The 22,429-nt window shown below is 41.9% G+C and carries 20 protein-coding genes and 1 other annotated feature; of the genes, 7 read left to right on the forward strand and 13 right to left on the reverse strand.

Annotation, left to right across the window (positions count from 1 at the left end):
* Positions 1 to 251: 251 nt before the first annotated feature.
* The 3 genes from pheT to AC623_RS14450 form a co-directional block, all read right to left on the reverse strand.
* Positions 252 to 2,666, reverse strand: coding sequence for a phenylalanine--tRNA ligase subunit beta (gene pheT / locus AC623_RS14440; protein WP_049663586.1), 2,415 nt, complete (start codon positions 2,664 to 2,666; stop codon positions 252 to 254).
* Positions 2,667 to 2,681: 15 nt separating this feature from the next.
* A complete protein-coding gene (pheS, locus tag AC623_RS14445) occupies positions 2,682 to 3,716 on the reverse strand; it encodes a phenylalanine--tRNA ligase subunit alpha (protein WP_049663588.1) in 1,035 nt (344 codons plus the stop codon).
* A gap of 97 nt (positions 3,717 to 3,813) precedes the next feature.
* Positions 3,814 to 4,039, reverse strand: a binding site (T-box leader).
* A gap of 43 nt (positions 4,040 to 4,082) precedes the next feature.
* Positions 4,083 to 4,850 (reverse strand): TrmH family RNA methyltransferase, encoded by a 768-nt coding sequence (locus AC623_RS14450; protein WP_049666666.1) that lies wholly within the window; start codon positions 4,848 to 4,850, stop codon positions 4,083 to 4,085.
* A 113-nt stretch (positions 4,851 to 4,963) separates the two neighbouring features.
* Between AC623_RS14450 and sspI the strand changes: the two genes are divergently transcribed.
* The 4 genes from sspI (at position 4,964) to AC623_RS14470 (ending at position 7,281) form a co-directional block, all read left to right on the forward strand.
* Positions 4,964 to 5,170 (forward strand): small acid-soluble spore protein SspI, encoded by a 207-nt coding sequence (sspI, locus tag AC623_RS14455; RefSeq protein WP_049663589.1) that lies wholly within the window; start codon positions 4,964 to 4,966, stop codon positions 5,168 to 5,170.
* Positions 5,171 to 5,250: 80 nt separating this feature from the next.
* Entirely contained in the window at positions 5,251 to 5,955 is a 705-nt protein-coding gene (locus AC623_RS14460) for a DUF421 domain-containing protein (protein ID WP_049663591.1), read from the forward strand.
* A 154-nt stretch (positions 5,956 to 6,109) separates the two neighbouring features.
* Positions 6,110 to 6,682, forward strand: a complete 573-nt coding sequence (locus tag AC623_RS14465) for a CotY/CotZ family spore coat protein (protein WP_049663593.1) — start codon at positions 6,110 to 6,112, stop codon at positions 6,680 to 6,682.
* Positions 6,683 to 6,891: 209 nt separating this feature from the next.
* A complete protein-coding gene (locus AC623_RS14470; protein WP_049663595.1) occupies positions 6,892 to 7,281 on the forward strand; it encodes a CotY/CotZ family spore coat protein in 390 nt (129 codons plus the stop codon).
* Position 7,282: 1 nt separating this feature from the next.
* On the opposite strand, the gene AC623_RS14475 is transcribed toward AC623_RS14470, so the two are convergent.
* The gene (locus tag AC623_RS14475) at positions 7,283 to 8,857 is read right to left on the reverse strand and encodes a hypothetical protein (protein ID WP_049663597.1); all 1,575 of its coding nucleotides are present in this window, start codon (positions 8,855 to 8,857) and stop codon (positions 7,283 to 7,285) included.
* Between the two features lie 121 nt (positions 8,858 to 8,978).
* Positions 8,979 to 9,311 (reverse strand): hypothetical protein, encoded by a 333-nt coding sequence (locus AC623_RS14480; RefSeq protein WP_156187051.1) that lies wholly within the window; start codon positions 9,309 to 9,311, stop codon positions 8,979 to 8,981.
* 171 nt (positions 9,312 to 9,482) lie between these two features.
* On the opposite strand from AC623_RS14480, the gene AC623_RS14485 reads away from it, so the two are divergent.
* A complete protein-coding gene (locus AC623_RS14485; RefSeq protein WP_049663602.1) occupies positions 9,483 to 10,241 on the forward strand; it encodes an STAS domain-containing protein in 759 nt (252 codons plus the stop codon).
* A 45-nt stretch (positions 10,242 to 10,286) separates the two neighbouring features.
* On the opposite strand, the gene AC623_RS21800 is transcribed toward AC623_RS14485, so the two are convergent.
* From AC623_RS21800 to AC623_RS14505, 5 genes are all read right to left on the reverse strand, one after another.
* Positions 10,287 to 10,433 (reverse strand): hypothetical protein, encoded by a 147-nt coding sequence (locus AC623_RS21800; RefSeq protein ID WP_197091026.1) that lies wholly within the window; start codon positions 10,431 to 10,433, stop codon positions 10,287 to 10,289.
* A 73-nt stretch (positions 10,434 to 10,506) separates the two neighbouring features.
* Entirely contained in the window at positions 10,507 to 11,067 is a 561-nt protein-coding gene (locus AC623_RS14490) for a GNAT family N-acetyltransferase (protein WP_049663604.1), read from the reverse strand.
* A gap of 26 nt (positions 11,068 to 11,093) precedes the next feature.
* The gene (locus AC623_RS14495) at positions 11,094 to 12,179 is read right to left on the reverse strand and encodes an acetyl-CoA C-acyltransferase (protein WP_049663605.1); all 1,086 of its coding nucleotides are present in this window, start codon (positions 12,177 to 12,179) and stop codon (positions 11,094 to 11,096) included.
* A 4-nt stretch (positions 12,180 to 12,183) separates the two neighbouring features.
* Positions 12,184 to 13,647, reverse strand: coding sequence for an AMP-binding protein (locus tag AC623_RS14500; protein ID WP_049663609.1), 1,464 nt, complete (start codon positions 13,645 to 13,647; stop codon positions 12,184 to 12,186).
* A 38-nt stretch (positions 13,648 to 13,685) separates the two neighbouring features.
* Positions 13,686 to 14,240 (reverse strand): biotin transporter BioY, encoded by a 555-nt coding sequence (locus AC623_RS14505; RefSeq protein WP_049663612.1) that lies wholly within the window; start codon positions 14,238 to 14,240, stop codon positions 13,686 to 13,688.
* A gap of 247 nt (positions 14,241 to 14,487) precedes the next feature.
* Between AC623_RS14505 and AC623_RS14510 the strand changes: the two genes are divergently transcribed.
* On the forward strand, positions 14,488 to 15,345 hold the full coding sequence (locus AC623_RS14510) for a TetR/AcrR family transcriptional regulator (RefSeq protein WP_049663616.1): 858 nt from the start codon (positions 14,488 to 14,490) through the stop codon (positions 15,343 to 15,345).
* Positions 15,346 to 15,389: 44 nt separating this feature from the next.
* Positions 15,390 to 16,610 (forward strand): MFS transporter, encoded by a 1,221-nt coding sequence (locus AC623_RS14515; RefSeq protein WP_049663617.1) that lies wholly within the window; start codon positions 15,390 to 15,392, stop codon positions 16,608 to 16,610.
* A gap of 57 nt (positions 16,611 to 16,667) precedes the next feature.
* Here AC623_RS14515 and AC623_RS22135 read toward each other — a convergent pair whose 3' ends face one another.
* Genes AC623_RS22135 through AC623_RS14530 form a run of 3 tightly spaced genes read right to left on the reverse strand, consistent with a single transcriptional unit; the run spans position 16,668 to position 22,291 of the window.
* On the reverse strand, positions 16,668 to 18,722 hold the full coding sequence (locus AC623_RS22135) for a PAS domain S-box protein (protein WP_049663621.1): 2,055 nt from the start codon (positions 18,720 to 18,722) through the stop codon (positions 16,668 to 16,670).
* Positions 18,694 to 19,563: a CheR family methyltransferase gene (locus tag AC623_RS14525; RefSeq protein WP_049663622.1), complete on the reverse strand. Its 870-nt coding sequence runs from the start codon at positions 19,561 to 19,563 to the stop codon at positions 18,694 to 18,696. The genes AC623_RS22135 and AC623_RS14525 overlap by 29 nt, the downstream gene beginning before the upstream one ends.
* 7 nt (positions 19,564 to 19,570) lie before the next feature.
* Positions 19,571 to 22,291, reverse strand: a complete 2,721-nt coding sequence (locus AC623_RS14530; protein ID WP_049663625.1) for a response regulator — start codon at positions 22,289 to 22,291, stop codon at positions 19,571 to 19,573.
* Between the last annotated feature and the right edge of the window lie 138 nt (positions 22,292 to 22,429).

Here is a 22,429-nt window from a genome sequence, read left to right on the forward strand (position 1 = left end):
AGAACGAATTTATGAGCGCAAGTAAAAAGCACTCCTGCCGTTAGACAGGAGTACTGAGATTGCAGCCAAAGCCTTCTTTATATACGATCAGGCTGATTGAAAGCGTTTGTCTTTCAAGGCGCGAAACCTGGCGAGGAGCGGAGTGACCATGAGGGTCATGAGCACCGCAGGCAGGCGAGCAACGAAGAAAGCGAACGTTTGTCAACAGCCTGAGCACTCCTGCCGTTAGACAGGAGTGCTCAAAAAGAGCATTAGCTTCTTAATTCAGCTCCAGCTTTTTCTTTCAATGCTTCTAGTACACCATCATGGACTTTTACTACTTCTTCATCTGTTAGTGTTTTTTCTGGATCAAAATATTTGAGTGAGAAGGCAATCGATTTTTTGCCTGCCTCGATATGCTCGCCTTCATACAAGTCAAATACACGGACATCTTTTAGCAGTTTTCCACCGGCTTCTTTAATAATTTCCTCCAGCTTGCCTGCTTCTACGTTTGCGTCGACAACGAGAGCGATGTCACGAGTAATCGACGGGAAGCGTGGGATCGGCTTGTAAGTAACGGCTTCTGTTTCTGCTGTAAAGAGCGGGCTTAATTTCAATTCAAACACATAGGTTTCTTTAATATCTAAGTCTGCAGCCTGCTGTGGATGCACCTGCCCGACGAATCCAATCTCCTGGCCGTCAAGCTCAATAGCTGCTGTTCTTCCTGGATGCATGCCGGCGATTGCTGCCTTTTTAAAGGCAACGCGCTCTAAAAGACCCAGCTTAGCAAACAATCCTTCCAGCACCCCTTTTGCTACAAAGAAATCAGCCGCTTTCTTTTCACCTTGCCAGAGGTTCTCTTCCCAAAGACCCGTGATGGCTCCAGCTAGATGCTCTTCTTCTGTTGGGAGCTCAGCACCGGATTCTTTCAAAAAGACGCTGCCCACTTCATAAAGGGCAAGTGAATCAATTTGACGCGCGTTGTTATACGAAGCGGCGCCTAATAACTGTGGAATGATGCTTAAACGTAAATAAGCATGCTCTTCACTCATTGGCATTGCAAGCTTGATTGGCTCACGTGACTCTAATGCGTATTCTTGCGATTTTTTCTCACTTGTTAGTGTATAGGTGATGGCTTGATTGAAGCCAGCTCCTTCTAAAAAGCGGCGGACAGCGCGGCGCTTTTCTTGGTAATCTGTCAAGCCGCCAGGATACGTCGCGCCAACTGGAACAGTTGTCGGCAAGTGGTCATACCCATACAAGCGAGCAACTTCTTCCACGAGATCTTCTGCAATCGTAATATCACCGCGGCGAGTTGGCACTGTTACGATGAACTCCTCATTATCGGTTTTAACCTCAAATTTTAAGCGGCGGAAGATGTCTTCTACTTCTGCTGCTTGCAGATTCGTTCCAAGCACGTGATTTAATTTTTCAAGTGTAACAGAAACAACTTTTGGCTCGAGGTCGATTTCACCAGCAGCCACGCTGCCTGCCAGCACTTGACCGCCAGCGTACTGTGCCATCAACTGCGCAGCACGGTCAGCCGCTGCCTGCAAGCGATTCGGATCAACGCCTTTTTCAAAACGAGCACTCGCCTCTGAACGAAGGCCGTGATCTTTAGATGCTTGGCGAACACGCTGTCCGTTAAAATAAGCCGATTCAATTAACACAGTCGTTGTATCAGCTTCTACTTCGGAGTTTGCACCGCCCATTACACCAGCAAGGGCTACCCCTTCTTTGCCATTTGTGATGAGTAAATGCTCAGATGATAATGTGCGTTCTGCATTATCAAGCGTAACGAATTGTTCACCGTCCTGCGCACGACGAACAACAATTTCTTTTGAGCCTAACCGATCATAGTCAAACGCATGCAGCGGCTGGCCGTATTCAAGCAAAATATAGTTTGTAATATCCACAACGTTGTTATGCGGACGAATGCCTTCTGCCATAAGACGTGCTTGCATCCAAAGCGGCGATGGCCCAATTTTTACGTCTTTCACGATACGGGCGATATAAATTGGATTATCTTCTTTTGCTTCGATGCTTACCTTAATCCAATCTTCTGTACGCTCAGCAGCTTCCTCTACCTCAATTTCCGGAAGCTTCACTTCTTTATCTAGAATAGCGGCAACTTCATATGCTACCCCGATCATGCTTAAGCAGTCAGAACGATTCGGCGTTAAACCTAGCTCTAGTACTTCATCATCTAGATTCAACTGTAAAAGTGCGTCCTCCCCCGGTGTGACATCGTTCGGAAAAACGAAGATGCCTTCAGAATATTCTTTCGCGACAAGCTTGCTTTCAATGCCAAGCTCCTGCAACGAACAAATCATGCCGTTTGATGCTTCGCCGCGCAGCTTCGCTTTTTTGATTTTGAAGTTACCTGGAAGGACGGCTCCTACTTTGGCAACCGCTACTTTTTGTCCTTTGTCTACATTCGGCGCTCCGCAGACAATTTGGACTGGTTCTTCTTCGCCGATATCCACTTGGCACACATTTAACTTATCGGCATTCGGGTGCTGTTCTTTTTCAAGAACGTGACCGATTACGACACCTTTAATCCCTTCACCAAGCACATCAACGCCTTCTACCTCAATCCCGCTGCGCGTAATTTTTTCTGCTAATTCCTTTGAGGGCATGCCGTCTAAGTCGACATACTCGCTCAGCCATTTATATGAAACAAACATTATTTACCCCTCCAGTTATTCATGTTCTGAAAATTGCTTTAAGAAACGAACGTCATTTGTATAAAAGTGACGAATATCATCAATTCCATATTTCAGCATAGCAATCCGGTCGGGACCCATACCGAATGCGAAGCCAGTATATTTCTTTGAGTCAAAACCAGCCATTTCCAATACGTTTGGATGCACCATACCGGCGCCTAAAATTTCAATCCAGCCAGTTTCTTTACAAATCCGGCAGCCTTTTCCGCCGCACATACAGCTCACATCTACTTCAACAGATGGCTCTGTAAACGGGAAGAAGCTCGGACGCAGGCGGATTTCCCGGTCTTCACCGAACAATTTTTTGGCGAATACTTCAAGCGTTCCCTTTAAATCTCCCATGCTGATGTTTTCATCTACAGCCAGGCCTTCAATTTGAGTAAATTGGTGAGAATGGGTCGCGTCGTCATTATCACGGCGGTACACTTTTCCTGGACAAATGATTTTTACCGGACCCCTGCCTTCATGCTTTTCCATCGTACGGGCCTGAACTGGTGAAGTGTGGGTACGCAGCAAAATATCCTCCGTGATATAGAAAGAATCCTGCATATCCCGTGCTGGATGGCCTTTTGGCAAGTTCAATGCCTCAAAATTGTAATAATCTGTTTCTACCTCTGGCCCTTCAGCGATAGAATAGCCCATGCTGATAAACAAATCTTCAATTTCTTCTACAACCTTTGTAAGCGGGTGAGCGTTGCCTGTTCTGACCGGACGGCCAGGAAGCGTCACATCAATCGTTTCTTTTTCCAGCTGTTCTTGAATGGCTTTTTGCTGCAGGGCTGATTGTTTGGCTTCAATAGCCGATGCCACGGCAGCACGTACTTCATTCGCAAGCGCCCCCATTTTCGGACGTTCTTCCGCCGATAATTTCCCCATGCCTTTCAGCACTTCTGTAATCGGCCCCTTCTTTCCTACATAAGCGACTCGAATGTCATTCAGCTGCTTTAGATCTTCTGCTGCTTCCACTTTTGCGAGTGCCTCAGTTTGTAACTCTTTTAATTGCTGCTCCACTTGAAAAGTCCTCCTTTATTTTGCAGAACAAGTGCCTTTTGGCAGAAGTTCTTCATTATAATTGTTTTTTAACCAATAAAAAAAGCCCCGTCTCCCGGAAAGGGACGAGGCTTTGGTCGCGGTACCACCCTTTTTAACATGTAACACATGTTCACTTCATTGAGGTAACGGTTCTTCACCGGAGCACCTTTACGCCGCAAGCGGTCCTGATGCCGGCTCGAGAGGTGAACTTCACCCATTATTTCATAAAAGTGCTTGCAGTCTTTGGCACTTTCTCCCTGGAAGAAATGGCATGGGGTACTCTTCTCTGTCATTGCCTTTTTCATTATGTAATTACCGTTATTATAGTCAACGCCCGTAAAAAATTCAAACGTTTTTCAAAGAATGTTTAAAATGATACAACAAGATTCCCGCAGCAACAGCTACATTTAGCGATTCGCTTTTTCCATAAATCGGGATATATACATTGTTATCTGTTTCCTTCAATAAGGCTTCTTCCACACCGCTTCCCTCATTGCCGACGAGAAGGGCAAATGAATCTTCCACCTCTGCTTCGCGGTAGTCCGATGCCTGCTGCAGCGAGGTGCCAAACACCCGAATACCTTGCTCCTTCAATTGATGAACCGCTTCAAGCAGCGGCATTTGAATAAGGGGCAAGTGAAAATGACTTCCTTGAGCCGAACGCAGCACCTTCGGATTGTACGGATCGGCACAGCCCGTTCCAAGAATAACGCCATCGAGTCCTGCTGCATCTGCTGTGCGGATCATCGTGCCAATATTACCCGGATCTTGTACGGCATCAATTAACAAATAAGTGCGTCCCTTTAGCGCTTCTGTCAGCTTCTGCTTACGGCAAACAGCAAATGCTCCTTGACCTGCTTCTGTATCAGACAATGCTTTCGCGATTTCAGGTGTGACCATTGTCATTTCTACATCGTCTACATTCCAATGTGCTGGAAGGGTAATGTCTTCTGATACGATTAGTTCCACGATGTCTCTTTTATGATGTAATGCGGCTTCCACTAAATGAAAGCCTTCAAGCAGATACTGGCCCGCTTTTTCCCGTTCCTTCTTCGTTAATAGCTTTTTCCATTGCTTGACTTGGGGGTTTTTGATGGATTGGATAAATTTCACGCCGCTCACTCCTTTTCCTATTTTCGCCGCTTCATTATAGCTTAATTTCTCCGCATAATGAATGGCAAGTCGGGCGAAAATAAAAAAGATCACTTTGAAAAGGAGCGATCCACATGAATTTCAACTTGCGTAACGCCGTATTAGCTAACGTCTCAGGAAGTTCTCAGGACCAGTTACAACACACAATCGTTGATGCTATTCAGCGTAACGAGGAAAAAATGCTGCCTGGTCTTGGCGTCTTATTCGAAGTGTTCTGGAAAAATGCCGATGAGCAGGAAAAGCAGCACATGCTGCAAACATTGGAAGCAGGACTGAAATAACAAGGTGAAGTGATCCAAAGTCATTTTGGATCACTTCTTTTATCTAAGGCTCTTTTGATAAAAAGGATGTGATCATCATCATGGACTTTTTCTATTCCCAACAATCGCTAACAGCCATTCAATGGATTTTACGGGCTGTTGTTGCTTTTTTCTTTTTACTCGTCGTTGTTAAAATAATGGGACGCCACTCCATTTCTAAATTAAGAATGATCGACTTTACCATGGCTTTATTGCTTGGCAACATTATTTCAGACCCTCTTTCCGATGAACGATTAGAAATGAGAGGCTCGTTGATTACAATTAGTGTGCTAGTCATTCTCTATACGATCAGTGTATTCTTAACGTTGAAATGGCACAAGCTTAGAAATTGGCTTGATCCCTCGCCGTTTCCTCTCGTAAAAAATGGACAAATCATTTATAAAAATTTAGCCAAAGCAAAAATATCGCTCGACTTTCTATTGTCCCAGCTCAGAAAAGAAAAAGTAACTGCTGTGCAAAAAGTAGCGCTTGCCTTATGGGAACCAGACGGAAATATTTCCGTATTTCTGGAACCGAAGCATGAAGCTGTTACCCGGGCAGACATGCAGCTGCCAGCCACTCCTTTTTCCTTCCCCTACCCGATTATTAAAGATGGACAAATTGATGATTCTGAGCTAAAAAAGGTAGGAAAAGACCGGAAGTGGATTGAAAACAAGCTGAAGGAAAACCATTTTATAACGGTAAACGAGATATTGCTCGCTACTCTTAATGAACACGAACAACTAAAAATTTTATTATATAAATAACTAGTCCGGGACTGCTTGGATAATCGAGAAAAAGGGAAGGAAAAATCTTGTCCATTTCTCTCTTATTAAGCAAACCACCCACGCCATTCAAGCTCTTCTTCATATGATATTAATGACAACAAGTCAAATAATTAAAATGAGGAGGGAAAAGTGAATGAGTTGTGGAGGAGATTTTCATACAGGCAACTGCGTCTGCGATATTCTAGCAGAAATTGCAGAGCACCAGCAAGATACTTCTGACGACTGCCTGGGCAGCTGTTCCGAGTCTATTCGCGAGTTAATGGGAGGAATGGCTCCATCTAATTTCAATACGATACCTATACAGTTAATTTGTAATTCACCAAATACAGTCAAAAAACATCCAGACACACCAGGCGGCTTCTGCGGAAATGTCTTTATAGCCCAAGGATTTCGCAGGGCACTCGGCACAAGCGGCGCTACTGGAGCTATTGAACGGGTAACAGCTGCTTTCTTTAGAGTTCAATCTGTTGATACCGAGACTTGCTGTGCTGTATTAGAGCTATTATGCGTTAAAGAAAAAGAGGCAACTTCCCCTAATACAGGTCCAGATTTAAAATTTGGTCCAGATCCTAATGATCTTGATGAGTGCTTAGGAGATAATGTATTTACACCAAAATATACACGCACTGGCATTTGTATCAATATTGATCTAAATTGTTTCTGTGGAGTTGTGTGTTTGCCTGCTGCACATATTCGAGCAGCTTAATCTTTCGTGAAAACAGATACCTATGGAACGTTATAAAAAAATACTGTCACAGTAAAGATTGAGCTATCCTTTATAAACCCAGAGTCTGCTATCTGGGTTTATTCCTTTTGATGATAACGTATCGATTGATTTCTATGTTTAAAGTTGTTTAGTTATACATATACATAGAATAAAATCCTTTCAAAACCATGTTAAAGAGGGTGGGCACCGTGGATATAGCAGGTCGATTGAGACAAATTTATCTATTACAACAGGCTATCGAAGAACCACGCTTTTTATCAAAGATGTTTCTCCATAGGCCCTTAAAAAGTACGGTTCCCTTTTTATTGTATCTAAAAGATGGATCTACTTTTCAATCTTTTGGGAATATTGGTAAGCTAAAAGGGATCGATTGTTTTGCTACCCCCTTCTTTAGCGTCGAATACATCAATGAAGATGAGTGGGTGACTCTTCAATTGCTAAAGCCGTATGGTGAACATAAAATAGTAGCGGCTGATATTTGTAGCACCAGCCGCCTGGAAAAAACGTCTTTTCGTGTGGAAGTTCATACCGGCCTATTTGGCGGCCTGCAGATTTTAGATTCTCGACTAATCGATTGACTTACAAACTAATTACTCTGATATCTAAAATATCATCAACATCTATCTCGTAAATTTTTAGCGTATTCGTACTCATTAATAAAACGATATTTTTCTCTTCATTAAACAAGTGAATCTTTCCTATATAGTACTTCTTAACGGTCTTCAGCTCTACAATCACATGCCTTAATTCTTTTGGAAGTGTTGTTAGAAAAATTAATTTCTCCACCGGACTGTTTTCTCTAAAATCTGCTGAGCGCACTTCTCTACGGATTTCAGAGTACCTCTTCAAAGGTTTGCAGGCACAATGCTGTTCTTCTGTTGCCTTTTTATCTTCTCTTGTTGGTTCAATAGATGGATTTACTCTTTTCTCACTCACTAAACTTTGAATGTTAGTACGCTGTCTTATTTCTTTGATCGTTTCCAGTAATTCATCCGTTAATCCTGATTGATTGCTTTCTTGGAGAAAAGCAATCGGTTCATTTTCGTTCTTATTGAGACTCTCGGTTTGTTCAGCACCTCTCCTATTCTCTTCAAGTGAAGGAACTCCGTAAGCTGACAAACCTTTTTCTCTGCCTTCTTGGACAGCTTTATCCTTTGAATTGCTATCTGCATTTGTAAGCATTTCTTCTTTTTCTGTGACAGATGTTAATGAATCTGGTAATACTCCACTCTCTTCTTCTTGATTCTCATCGTTTAAATTGGTAGTAACAACCTCTTTAGGAAAAGACTCATCTAACGAGACAGGGAGTGTACATTCCAAGCATGACTCATTATCAATTGCTAATATTATCTCCTCACCGGAAACCTCACCTTGTATATCGTCGTTAAGGCTGGTCATCTCTATGTCTTCTCCTGCTGCCGCCGTTGATAACTCTGATCGCTCTTCATTCTCCTTAACAGACAGAATATTTTCCTCTCCTTGTTCTTTTATAGAGTCTTCTTTGTTTTCCTGAATGGATGGTATAGGCGATAAATTCGCGCCGCTATGGTTTTCTTCTTCAATTAAACCTCCTGCTTCACTCACATCGACCGGCTCAACGCTCATCTTTTCCTGTTCTTTTCTTTCCTCATTTGTAACTCTTTCTATTACGCTTGTCATTTCAGCTGATCCTTGACAGAAAACAGCATCTGTCTGTTCCCCTGCTTTCTTGTCTAGCGCAGTATGCTTAGAACTAGCTGAAGAGCTCTCTTTATTCATGGTGAGTGATGTTAGGCTCCCTAAAGGAGCTTCTATTTGAGATAGACTCCAATATTTTGCTTTTTTTCTCTTTTTAGTACATTTTTTGGACACTCTGGATTCTTCAGCTTGGTAATTCAATTCTCTACTCACGTTATTTGTGCTTCTTTCTTTCTTGCTCTCCACTTCTGCACTTTTAACATTCTCTGACCTAAATTGGCTTTCCCCTTTTGGAGCAGCTGTCTCTTCGACACTATCATTTCCCGGCTCGATAAGTGTTTCATCTGAGGTATTTGTCCGATAATATTGTTGCATCGACGGTTGAGGTATTCGGATTAATGGTTGAGCAATATACATCAATGGTTGAGCAATATGCATCAATGGATATTCATCCCAGTCGTTTCTCTCCTTTTTCATCTTTTTCCCTCCTTCCTTACAAAGGGTACATTCGCCACTTTTCTTCCTTATACTACAAATGTCTGATTAGGTTCTGTGGAAAGAAGCTGCCTAGATATTCAGGCAGCTTCTCTTATAAAACTTATTGGCCCCATCCTCCCGGATAATACGGATACTGCTGAGAATAATATGGATATTGCGAATGATATGGCATCGGTCTTGGTCTCGGTCTTGGATAACCATAGTGGTGATACGGATACTGTTGTGAGTAAGGGGAAGACTGGTGATAAGGAGAATACGGCTGCATTTGATATGGTTGCATTTGATATGGCTGCTGCATTTGGTACGGCTGCATTTGATATGGCTGCTGCATTTGGTACGGCTGCATTTGTCTATCATCTTCCAAATCGATGTTATTTATTTCTTCTTGTGCAATAAACTGATCATCTTCAAAATTAAAATTTTGGTAATGCAAAATAATGGCCCCCTTTATTTTTTGCCTGCCCTTTACCATATGCGCCTCATTCATAATATGTGTACGTCCTATCCAAACGAAATGTATGTCATGTATATTAGGAGTCTTAAGAAGTCTATGCTATATCTACGCTATAATGGAGCAACAAAAAAAGAGATAAGGTGAAAACTTATGAATGCAATCGGTCAATTACCATCAAACGTGTCTCTTTTACATGCCTTGGACAGTTTAGGTGAAAATATTATTATTGCTGATAAAGACTATACGATATGCTGGATGAACTCAGAAGCAGCCAGCTTACTATCAGCCATAGCTCCTCTTTATAACTTATCGAACGTAAAAGATATGATTGGTCAAAAGATGGATATGTTCCACTCCCAACCGGAATTTCAACGAAAGATTATGAAAGAGATAACTAAAAGCCACCGAGCGCGCATTACGATTCGCGACCGTTACGTTGCCGATATTGTGATCACAGCTATACAAGACGACAATCATAATGTGACAGGTTATATTGTGATCCTTATGGATGTAACAACGAAGGCAGAGGAAGAGGCAAAAAATGAAAAACTTATTCAAGCGTTGTCTGTTCCTATTTTAAAAGTGTGGAAAAAAACAATCGCTCTTCCTCTCATTGGGGAAATGGATGCTGTTCGTGCTGATAGAATTCTTACTTCCATTTTAAAAGAATGTGTAACACACGATATTCAATTTTCTTTAATCGACCTAAGCGGATTATATAGCTTTGACGAAGGAATTAGGGTACATTTACAACAATTGAATGATTGTTTAAATTTAATCGGAACAAAGTGTATTATTGTTGGCATTACCCCTGAATTAGCTATGTCAATTGGTGAGTTAAATACGAACATCCCAACTTTCAATACAGCTCATGCCGGCTTGGAGTATGTATTAAAGCATCAAAACTAAAAATTCTCCTTATCACAGCAAAAGTGATAAGGAGAATTTACTTGATTATTTTCTCAATTTGTTTTCTTCATCATAAGCAATCAGCACAATGTTCTCTCCTAATTCCTGTCTCAACTCTTGTTCCAATGACTGCACTCTTTGCAGGTGGTTTTTGTCCAGGTCAGCGACGGGGAAACGTTCGTATACACTCATTTCCATGGGCTCCTTTCGTTTATACTGCCCTTTATTTTTCCCGTCTGCCTTAGCATTATGCAGTGCTTGTGGCTCATTTGATTTTCGAATAAATACAGGTGTTCCGCAAGTCTTTTCCATCGACCGCTACGTCATCGTGACGCAAGGTGCCTTCTAAATAAAAACCGAGCTTTTCGGGGATCGCCCGGCTCTTGCTATTTTTTTCATCGCAGCGAATTTCCACCCGCCGTGCCTGTAACACGTCAAAGGCAAAATTCGTGAGTGCTTCAACCGCTTCCGTAATATAGCCTTTACCGCTTTGGCGCGTATCAATCCAATAACCGATTTCAAATTTCGGCACATTCCAGTTCATGCGGTGCAACCCCGTTGAGCCGATAAATTCTCCCGTTTCTTTATGAAAAATATGAAAGCGTAAATCTTTACGCGTTAAAAATTCAGCATGTGCCTCTCTTACATTGGCCTCTGTTTCCTCTAAGCTTTGTTTATGCTTCGCAAACGGCAGCCAGACTTGCAGCTCTTCCCTTGAGACATTGATTGCTTCATACACCATTTTTCCGTCTCCTGGCATTGGCATTCTAATCCATAGCCGTGCCGAGTAAAGTTCACTTGGGAAATCCAGCAAAATCGGTTCCACTTCTATCCCCCCATGGTATGGCTTTTTCACCTGATCGCTTCAAATAAAACGGCTGTGCCGACACCTCCGCCGCTCCCTAAGGCAGCAATTGCATAACGAGCTTCCGGCCTTCTTTGCATTTCATAAAACAGCCGTGTTACTAAAATAGCCCCCGATGCGCCATAGGGATGTCCAAGTGTCAGAGCCCCTCCCTGAACATTTAATTTATGAACAGGAATGTCGAGCTCTCGGGCACAAGCAGCTATTTTGACAGCAAAGGCCTCATTTATTTCTATTAAATCGATATCCTCGATCGTTAAATGATTACGTGCCAGCAGCTGCTGAATAGCCGGCACTGGAGCAATGCCTGGATAATGAGGATGAACACCAGCCACCTGGCTGTCAACAAAACGCATGACTGGCTGAAGTTGATGAGCTAGCGCGGTTTGTTCCTCCATAACGAGTACGGCGCTAGCTCCATCATGGATGCCGCAGCTATTAACGGCTGTTACTGTGCCGCCTTCTCTCTGAAAGACGGCTTTCGCTCTTTTGGCGAGTTTTTCAATATCTCGCCTCTTATAAAATTCCTCGTCGCTTCTTAAAGAACCCACTTGCATAATCTCTGGCTCATAGAGCCCTTCTTCAAAAGCTTTCCAGCTTCGTTCGCAGCTGATTCTTGTCCATTCATCCTGTTCTTCTCTCGTAATGGCATAATCTTGTGCTACATATTCGGCGGCCATCCCCATATCAGGATCACCAATGTGATCAGGGGAAAAACGGGCACGAGCCGGAAACGGGGAGGTACTTGTACTTTCCGTCCCGCCCGCTATATATACCTTCCCTGCCCCTCCTTGAACAAAATAACAGGCCATCCGAATCGCTTCCAAGCCAGCACTGCATTGACGGTCAATCGTCAACCCTGGTACAGAAAGCGGCAAATCAGCCTGTAATGCGGCTAAACGGGCCACATTCCCGCCAGGCCCAACAATGTTTCCTAAAATGACATCATTGACTTCAATCTCTATTCCCTTTGCCAGGCACTGAAGCAAAGGAGCTGCTAATTCATGTGGGGCCCATGATTTCAGCGCCCCGCTCTTTTTTCCAATTGGTGTCCGCTTAGCCTTCACAATCACTGCTTTATAAATGGGAGAACACCTCTTTTTCTAATTTTTCCTTCAATTGCGCCCGGGCAATTTTCCCGCCGGCTGTCATCGGAAACTCATCTAAAAAAAACCATCTTCGTGGAACCTTATAGGAAGTTAATCGTTCTTTACAAAGTTTTCTCAGTTCTTGCTTCATGGCTTCTCCTTTTACAACAGCTGTAATGACCTCTCCCCAATAAGAATCCTTCATTCCCACTACAGCCGCTAGTTCCACTTTCGGATGCATGGATAAGACTGCTTCGATTTCTTCAGGGAACACATTCATTCCTCCGTATAAAATCATGTTCTTCTCTCGCCCTTTTATGTACAAAAACCCTTCTTCGTCCAGGTATCCCATATCATCAACCGTGCTCCAGCCCTGTGAATCCTGCACCGGTTGTACGCCTGTTTCTTTTATATAGCCGATACAAACTAAATCGCTTTTTACGTAAATTTTCCCGGTTTCATATGGAGCTGCCGTTTCCCCGCCCTCTGTACGAACTTCAACCTCTACACCGTAACAGGGCTTGCCGACTGACTCTGGTTTCTCGCTATGTTCATCATTTGACAACACGGTCACGAAGCTTAACTCCCCAGCTCCATAGAATTCGAACATCTGCAGATGCGGGAACAGCCTTCGTATCTTCTGTTTCGAACCTTTTTCCCATTTCGCCCCCGAAGAAATAAACGTTAAAGGCTTCTCTACCATCTCTTCTTTTCTTAAGAGAGCCTCAATCATTGTCGGCACAAGATAGACAACGGTAATCGGGTAGTGGTGCATAATGCGCAACGTTTCAGACGAGGAAAACTTTTCCAATAAATAGACAGTGCCGCCTAAAAACAGGGTACTGATCGCTCCGTAGAGAAAATGAGAATGAAAAAGCGCACCCGGTATGAGTACACATTCATTTTCTGTAAGTCCAAAATCATATTCGTTGCATTTAAAACTAGCCAGCCAAGAGCGATGAGAACGGATAAACGCTTTCGGTTCTCCTGTAGAGCCTGATGTAAACCCCATGTAAAAAGGGGTCTCCTCCTCCACTTCTTCTCCCGAACGGGCTTGCATCCCATCTATTTCTTTTGACACTTTATCCCATGTAAAAACAGAGAAATGCGTAGAATCGATTTTTTTATGAAAGTTGCTGGTCGTTACGATAAAAGCGGGAGAACAAATGCGAAGCCGCTTTTCTAATTCATGACTATTCCATCTCGGTTCTAACGGAACAGCCGTCCAGCCAGCTGCTGCAGCTCCGGCAAATAATTGCAAAAACGGCAGTCCATTCTCCATGAGAATGCCTACCGTTTTGTTATGTTTTTTCTTTAACTCTAGCCAATTGGCCGTTTGCCATACGAGCGCATGCCAATCACGCCAGCTTACTTCCCGGTTTGATGTTTTTATCGCCAACTGTTCAGAATGACGACAGGCGTGATCAGCATAAATAGAAGTAATAGCCGACATCCATTCTGCCTTCCTTTCTGCTTAAGAGAACGCGTATTTTATCCTGCTTTTGCAAACTGTCTTGCAATAACCGTTGATTTTCTTAACTTATAGACTAAATAAGAAGCTACCGTTGCTTTCATAATGTCTCCTGGAATATAGACAAGACTGATTTTAATCGTATGAACAAGTGGAAGATCCATCACGAAAGCTTGTACCGGTATACCGAATAAATAAAGGGTAAATACACCAGCGGTTAAATTAACAAGCAAAATTTTCTTTAACGTTAGGACTTGAAAACGGGAAAGCAAAAATCCAAGTAAAGCCGCCACAATGGGATAGCTGAACAAGTAGCCAGCACTCGGTCCAACAAATACACCGATGCCTCCGCGGCCGCCCGATAGCAGCGGCAATCCGGCAGCAACTAGTAATAAGAAAGTAGCTTGACTCATAAATCCAAGCCGGGCACCTAAAATACCGCCAGCTAGAACAACACCTAATGTTTGCAGTACGATCGGTACTGGGGTAAATGACAATGTGATCGGTGGTACCATTCCCAATACGGCCATAACAGCTGCAAATAAAGCTACATATGTAATTTCTCTTGTCTTCACGCAAATTCCTCCTTATTCTCCCTATCTAATAAACTGAAAACACTGTCAGTTTATTATCGTCAAACAAATTTGTCAACTTTTTTTTTATCAGGTTAACAAATGTTTTATCATTAAATGATCTTTCCTATTTTCATAAAATATTTCGCTTACCGAAACTTTTCCGTGTAAATTAAGAAGCAAGTGTGTTAGAATGGAACAATCGTGACTACATGGTCAAATCAAAAACCGAATGGTTGGGATCATAAAAATGAATGAGAAAAAACGAAAAATCCTGCTTACTGCTATGAAGCTCTTTTCGAAAAAGAACTTTCACCAGACATCCATGCAGCAAGTAGCTGATGTATGCGGTATATCCAAGGGCAGCCTCTATACTTATTTCAAGTCAAAAGAAGAGCTGCTGCTGGATATTTTCTCTTATTATTATCAGTTGCTAAACGATCAAATTGCTGCTTCAGCCAAAGACAGTGATACGCCGCAGGAAGCTTTTATCCGCGAGATTGCTATTCGCATTCGTCACTATTGTCAATTTCAAGAGTTTTTCCTTATGCAGCTGCATGAAATTAAAGGATTGGAAGATAAGTCGCTGAACCAATATGTCCGGCAGGAAAACGCTAAATTACTTCGCAAAACGGAAAAAGGCATTGTCTCTGTATTCGGACAGGAAACCGCTCCGTATGCAGCTGATTTAACAGCTACTCTAAAAGGAATGCTCACTTCATATATGCGTGGTGTGATGGAAGAGGGAACCGCTTGTGATTTCAATGCGCTCGCTCATTTTTTATTTCTTCAAGTGGAAGCGGCAGCTCAAGCACTGATCGAAAAGCAGCCGGATCCATTTTTCGTTACGCCGCTTTTACAGGAGCTGGCGGATGGCGGTCAAGAGGAGACCGTACATCCACTCTATATTGTACGAAAAATGAAGGAGTCATCAGCTGCTCAGCAAGAGGCCATGATCGCGGAAACGATTGACATACTGGAAAAAGAATTAAGGGAATTAAAGCCGCGGCCTGCTCTGTTAGCTGGGATGATCCGGAATTTAAAAGACAACCAAGAGCTAGTCCAATTAGCGGGAGAGTTAGAAAGAATAATCGGTTTATATGAATAATGTGTTTAAAAATGAAGAGAGTGAAAAGAAAGTAGGCTGATAATATGTCACAAAAAAATGCACACCAATTCCCCCTCCTCATTTTAATGGCCAATATGTTTATCGTCATGACAGGTATCGGTCTTGTGATTCCTATTATGCCGACAATCATCCATCATTTTGGGGCTGGCGGGAAAACATTTGGCGCGCTAATTGCTACCTTTGCCTTAGCGCAATTTATCTTCTCTCCGCTTGCCGGAGATTTATCTGACCGGCTTGGCCGAAAAAAAGCGATTGTCTTTGGGTTGATTCTTTTCTCCTTCTCCCAATTTTTATTTGCTTTTTCACAGCAGCTTGTCTTGCTTTACATTTCACGTGTTTTTGGGGGCATTGGAGCTGCTTTTATGATTCCATCCATGATGGCTTTTGTGGCAGATATTACGACCGTAGAGACACGGGCAAAAGGAATGGGCCGGCTAGGGGCCTCCATGTCGCTCGGTTTTGTTGTTGGTCCAGGAATCGGCGGCTTTCTGTCCACGCTTGGTTTGCGGGCTCCCTTTTTTATTGCCGGAGTGGCTGCCGCTTTAGCTGCCCTTTTATCCATACTTTTTTTGAAAGAGCCAGAACGTGCAGCTATTCCAGCAGCTGCCCCTAAGAAGCGGGATCCTTTATTAAAGCAGCTGGCTCTATCAACAAAGAAACCATACTTTATTCTTCTTATGATGATGTTTACTCTTTCTTTCGGCCTTGCCAACTACCAGGCAACAATCAGCTTATATACGAACGTTAAATTTGGTTTTAGTCCATCTGATATTTCCATACTAATGGTCGTCGGAGGCTTAATCGGTGTTATCGTGCAAGCCTTTATTTTGGATAGAGCATTGAGGGTATTCGGCGAAGTTCGTGTGATGAATACGATGCTTGTCGTCGCAGCAGCAGCTATGCTTGCCTTGCTGCTTGCAACTGGATTTGTTTCGGTTCTTGCCATATCTGCCTTTTTCTTTACGGCTGCTTCTTTGCTGCGCCCGGCTATCAATACGACCGTTTCCAAAATGGCTGGAAGCGAGCAAGGATTCGCCGCTGGTATGAACAACGCCTATATGAGCATTGGCAATATGATCGGTCCAGCTCTTGCGGGAACCCTATTTGATATAAACATGGCCCTTCCTTATATATTCGGGGCTTTTATTATTCTTATTACACTCATGATTTGTATAAAATGGGCGCGGAGTTTAAAAAAGAAACAAAATTTGCGTACTAACTATCATCCCCGTTCGACTCCGTAACAAGACAAAGAAGCGAGGCAATCCCAAAGGTACCTAATACCATGGCATTGCCTCGCTTTAATTTTCTTCCGTTAGAGTAAAGCGAATGAAAAAGGTCGTTCCCTGCTCACTCGTTTTTAAATCAATGATGGCATGATGACGCTCCGCTACGCTATAGCAAATAGCTAGTCCCAGCCCCGTACCTGTATCTTTCGTTGTAAAGAAAGGTGTTCCGATCATTTCAAGCAGCTCCGGTTTAATTCCGTCTCCTTCATCTTTTACTTCCAACACGACTTGGTCTTCTTCCGTGTATGTTTTTAATACCAATTTCCCCCCAGGCTTCATTGCTTCCAATCCATTTAAAGACAGATTTAGAATTAATTGACTAATTTCTTTTTCATCTAGGTGAAATTCAGGGCATTCCCCTAACTGAAGTGAAACGAATTTGTCATTCATCAGGGCTTCTGCTTGGATTAATGGATACAATCCCTCAATCACTGGGTTAAGGTACTGGCGTTTCTTATTGCTCACCTTATTCTTCGCTAAATTCAAAAACTCCGTAATGATAGAGTTCGCTCTATCTAACTCCCCCAGCATTAAATCAACATACTTCACCATTAAACTTCCTGGATCGCTCTTTGAAAGCTCCAAAAACCCTCTAACCGTTGTCATGGGGTTGCGGATTTCGTGGGCGATGCCAGCTGCCATTTCTCCAACTAGATACAAGCGATCTAGCCGAGCTACCTCACTCTCCAACCGCACTCGCTCGGTAATATCTGTAACAGCACTTAACACACATGTTTCGCCTTGGATTTCAAGAATTTCAGTCGATAGTAATCCATGCCGTATGGCGCCTGATTTCGTTTGATACTGAATTTCAGCATTTTGTACACATTCGCCTTTTTTCAAATGGCCTACACCTGCGATATTAAGAATAGGAGCCGTTTGATTCAATACTTCTTCGTGAGTATAGCCAGTATGTTGGAGCCAGCTTTCATTGACATCGATGTACTTTCCGTCTTCTAATGTACGAAGTTCAATTAAAGAAGGACTCGATTGAAAAATTTTATAAAAGTGCTCTTTTGATAGCCGAAGAGCTTCTGCCATCTTCTCACGCTCTTCTACTTCTCTCCGCAGCTGCTCATTAGCAAGTGACAACTCCCTGGTTCGTTCCTCCACTAGTTTTTCCAAAATATCATATTGCCGCTTTCGTTCTTTCTCCATTTTTTTCCGATCTGTAATATCACGAATAGAACAAACGAAAAGATACTCTTCTTCGACCTGTGCCTCTCCGATCTGGATTTCAACCGGAACTTCTCTCCCCTCTTTATTCTTTACGGAAGCTTCAAGCAGCTGACCCGTCATTTCTCTTACGTAATCCATGAGCGAAGGGGAAAATCCAGGCAGAAGATTGACCATATGTTTTCCAAGAAGCTCACCTGTTGTATAGCCAAACATACGCGTAACAGCCGGATTAACTGACAAGATACAACCTTGCTCGTCGAAGGTAATAATCGTATCAAGCAACGTTTCACCAATCACTCGTGCTAATTCTTCATTTTTTCGTAAATTGTGCGTTGTCCGTTCTAGCTTCTCATTTACTTCCTTTAATTCATTCTGTCGCCGCACTTCACTTTGTTCTCTCACCTTTTTGTGATTTTGATAGATCTTCACAAATTGTTGAACCTTTAATTTTAATGTTTCAGGATGAAAGGGTTTAAATATATAATCGACTGCTCCGACACCATAGCCTTTAATGACATTTTCCATTGTCTGATTAATGGCTGTAATAAAGATAATCGGAATATACTTAGATTTTTCTCTTTCTTTAATAAGATTGGCCGTTTCAAACCCGTTGAGGCCAGGCATTTGTACGTCTAGCAAAATAACAGCAAATTCCTGTTTTAGCACATGTTTTAATGCTTCTTCACCTGAATTTGCACAGACGAGGTGATAATCAGGCGAAGCGAGTACCGCTTTCAATACGAGTAAATTTTCTGGATGGTCATCAACCATTAGAATATTCACCTTAGAATGACCCTCTTCTTCACCTTGCGGCTTTTCCTCCTCACTGCTTGCTGGCATGACCTCGGTGAATAAAGAACTATTGGATCTTTCTGTATAATTTTTCAATAGGGTCCACTTCCTTGTAAGAGTTTGCAATGCTCGTGAACTTAATTCCTTCCTTACTACCGAGCCCAAGAATCCCAGACTGGATCAAGCTTTCATGAAAAAGGTGATAGACACGATTCTGGAGCCGTTTATTAAAATAAATCATAACATTTCGGCAAATAATGACGTGGAACTCATTGAATGAGCGATCGGTGGCTAAATTGTGCTCAGCAAAAACAACATTTTTTGTTAAAGAAGGGTGAAAAGCTGCATTTGTCTGCTTAGCCGTATAATACTCGGAAAAAGCCCGCTTTCCTCCTGCTGCCAAGTAATTTTTTGTGTAGAGCTGCATTTTTTGCAAGGGAAATTCACCAGTTTGTGCATACGTCAGGACACCGTTATTCATGTCTGTCGCATAAATTGTGGTTTTTTCATATAATCCTTCTTCATGTAAAAGGATAGCCATAGAATATACTTCTTCCCCAGTAGAACAGCCTGCGTGCCAAATTTTAACAGACGGGCAGGTTCTTAAAAATGGAACGACCTTTTTTCGAAAGGCCAGAAAAAAGTTTGGGTCGCGGAACATTTCCGTTACATTAATTGAAAAGTCTTCAAACAATTTTTGCATAACAGAAGGGTCATGCAAGATCTTTTCTTGTAATCCTGAAATACTATCTACTTTCTCTGTGCTAACTCGGTTCCAAATTCTACGTTTCAAAAATGGAGGAGCATAGTCTCTGAAGTCAAATCCATAGTATCGATAAATTCCTTCCAGTAATAATTCTATCTCTACCATTTCCAATTCCTCATTCGTCATATATTCACGATAGTCCGCTTGCTCTTTTATTTTGTACACCCTCATCCTCCGCCTATCTATATAACCAAACTTGTATAATGGAAAATAGTTGTTCTAAATCAATTGGTTTACTGATATAATCCGAAGCGCCAGCATCAATGCACTGTTGCCGGTCATCTTTCATTGCTTTTGCTGTAAGAGCAATAATAGGCAAATGTTTAAATTTAGGCACTTCACGTATAGCCCGAATAGCTTCAAAGCCGTTCATTTCCGGCATCATAATATCCATAAAGATTAAATCAATCTCTGGATTTTTTTGTAGAAGCACGATCCCTTCCTTGCCGTTCTCTGCAAACATCACTTCCACCTGATACTGCTCAAGCGCTGCCGTTAAAGCAAATATATTTCTGATGTCATCATCTACGATCAATATTTTTCTTCCTCTAAATGCGAGCTGTCTCCTATCGGTTTCTTTTTCCTCATCCACTAACAACGAATAGGATAGCGGAGAGGGAAACTCTGTACTTGCTTCTCCCACAATGGCAGCTGCTGTCTCTTTTTCAAAAATAGAAGCCATTGCATGTTTCGTTTCTTGATAATCGGGTAAATGTAATGTAAATGTACTTCCACTATACTCTACACTATCTACTTCAATGAAACCGCCTAATAAATGAGCGATTTCCTTACTGATAGAAAGACCTAATCCTGTTCCTCCATATTTACGGCTAATAGTACCGTCGGCTTGTTGAAAAGCCTCAAAAATAATGTCTAAATTCTCTTTTGAAATGCCAATACCTGTGTCCTTAACGGTAAACAACACTAGACCTGACTGTTTATCCCTTGCGTTTTCAACTACTAAGGATACAGCTCCATGCTCAGTGAACTTAAAGGCATTGGATAATAAATTCTTTAAAATTTGCTGCACTCGCTGCTTATCCGTTCGAATCGTTTCCGGGAGACCCGCGGCCAGCTCAATATTAAATTGAATCTTCTTTTCGTGAGCTATAGGCGCAAATTGAGTCTGTACGAAGTCTTTAATGTCACTTACCTTTACATCTTCAAACACGACTTCCATTTTTCCTGCTTCTACTTTCGCTATATCCAAAATGTCATCAATTAAATTTAATAAGTCCTTTCCTGAAGTGAAGATCGTCTTAGCGTACTCTACTTGTTCCGACGAGAGATTGTTCTCGGTATTATCAGCAAGCATTTGAGCGAGAATCAGCAGGCTATTTAGCGGGGTCCGCAGTTCATGAGACATATTCGCTAGAAATTCAGACTTATATTGCGAACTAATTGTTAACTGCTTTGCTTTATCCTCCAACATTATTTTGATTTCTTCTAATTCCCTCGTTTTCTGCTCAGACTGTTCATTTTGCTCTTCAAGTTGTTCATTTACTGCTCGCAGTTCCTCTTGCTGCAATTGAAGCTCTTCAGACTGGCTTTGCAGTTCTTCATTCACCACCTGAAACTCTTCTAACAGCTTTTCGACTTTCATATGATTTAATGTTCGATTAATATTCATACCAATATTATCAATTACTTCTTGAAGGAACGTTTGTTCAAGCTGGCCAAATTCATTAAATGAAGCAAGCTCGATTACCGCCAATACCTCTCCGTGAAATTCTGCTGGTATCACGAGTATGTTGGAAGGCAGTGAAGAACCGAGACCAGACTCAATCTTTATATAATCGCCAGGAACTTGTTTAAGCGAGATCGTGCGATTTTCCAGTGCACACTGTCCAACAATTCCTTCCCCTAAATAAAAGCTCTCCTTTATAGAAGAATGAGTGTCCGCGTAAGCAGCCAGCTTTCGTAATTTCTCCTGCTCCCCTTCTCTCTCTTTTATGTAAAATGCCCCGTAATGGGCTCCTGAAATGCCCGCTACCTTATTGATAAACCATTGTGCTAATGCATCTAGATTATCGATCCCTGGATACATTTGCGCTACTTCAGCAATTTTAGTACTTAACCAGCTTCTTTCCTCTGCTTTATTTTTTAATTCTTTTTCTTGTTTAGAGTGTTCTTCAAGAGCTTGAGCCATGGAATTAAAGGCGGAAGCGATTTCTCCGATCTCATCCTTTGTCGTTACCTGTACACGCGGCAATTGCTCTGAGCTGTCAGAAGCTACTTCCTTCATAACGGAAGTTACCTTTCGCAAGCTCCCTGTTATGCTTCTTAAAATCCATGCTGTCACAGCGAGACCAACGAGGAATACAATGACTACATAGGTAAAAATAATTTGATTTGTCCACTGATACGTCTTAACAGACTTCTCCAATTCTTCATCGATCGTTTGCTTTTGAATTTTTTGCAACTCTCCAGCAATTCCACTCATTTCCTCTCTCACTTTTCGACTGTCATACCAGAAAATTTTTAACATTTCCTTATCTTGGCCGTTTTTTGCTAGAGTATCTGTTATGTCTTCTAGTTCACTATAGGTTCTACCTAATCTATTTAATTCTTTGATTAACTTTTGAGATTGTTTCCGTTTATCTAACTGCTCCAGAGAATCAATAGCTTTATGAACATTTTGAAGAGCCTGAGTTCTATTCATTTCTAACTCGTCTATTAATTCCTTCGGCGGATTGGAAATTAATCCTCTTGATTCGCGGCTAAATATATTTAATTCATTTTGAATGGTATTTGCTAAATTAAGCATCTCATAGTTTTTAACTGTAACATTTGTATTTTGGCTAAGTTGATTCATCATCACCATGAGAATAAAATATGAAAAAATGAACAATACAAAAAGAAAGCCAAATCCGATATATAACTTTGTTTTAAGTTTCATTTTATCCCCTTTCTTTGGCAGTTATTTTATGAGTACACAAGCTATAAATAGGAAGCAATAAAGACTTTTTGCGGATGTATTTAAAATAAGATAATACTTATATGATAAGTCCATAAGTTACAATTTTCAAACAGATTT

It is taken from the genome of Bacillus sp. FJAT-27231 (assembly GCF_001183975.1).
Classification (GTDB): Bacteria; Bacillota; Bacilli; order Bacillales; family Domibacillaceae; genus Pseudobacillus; species Pseudobacillus wudalianchiensis.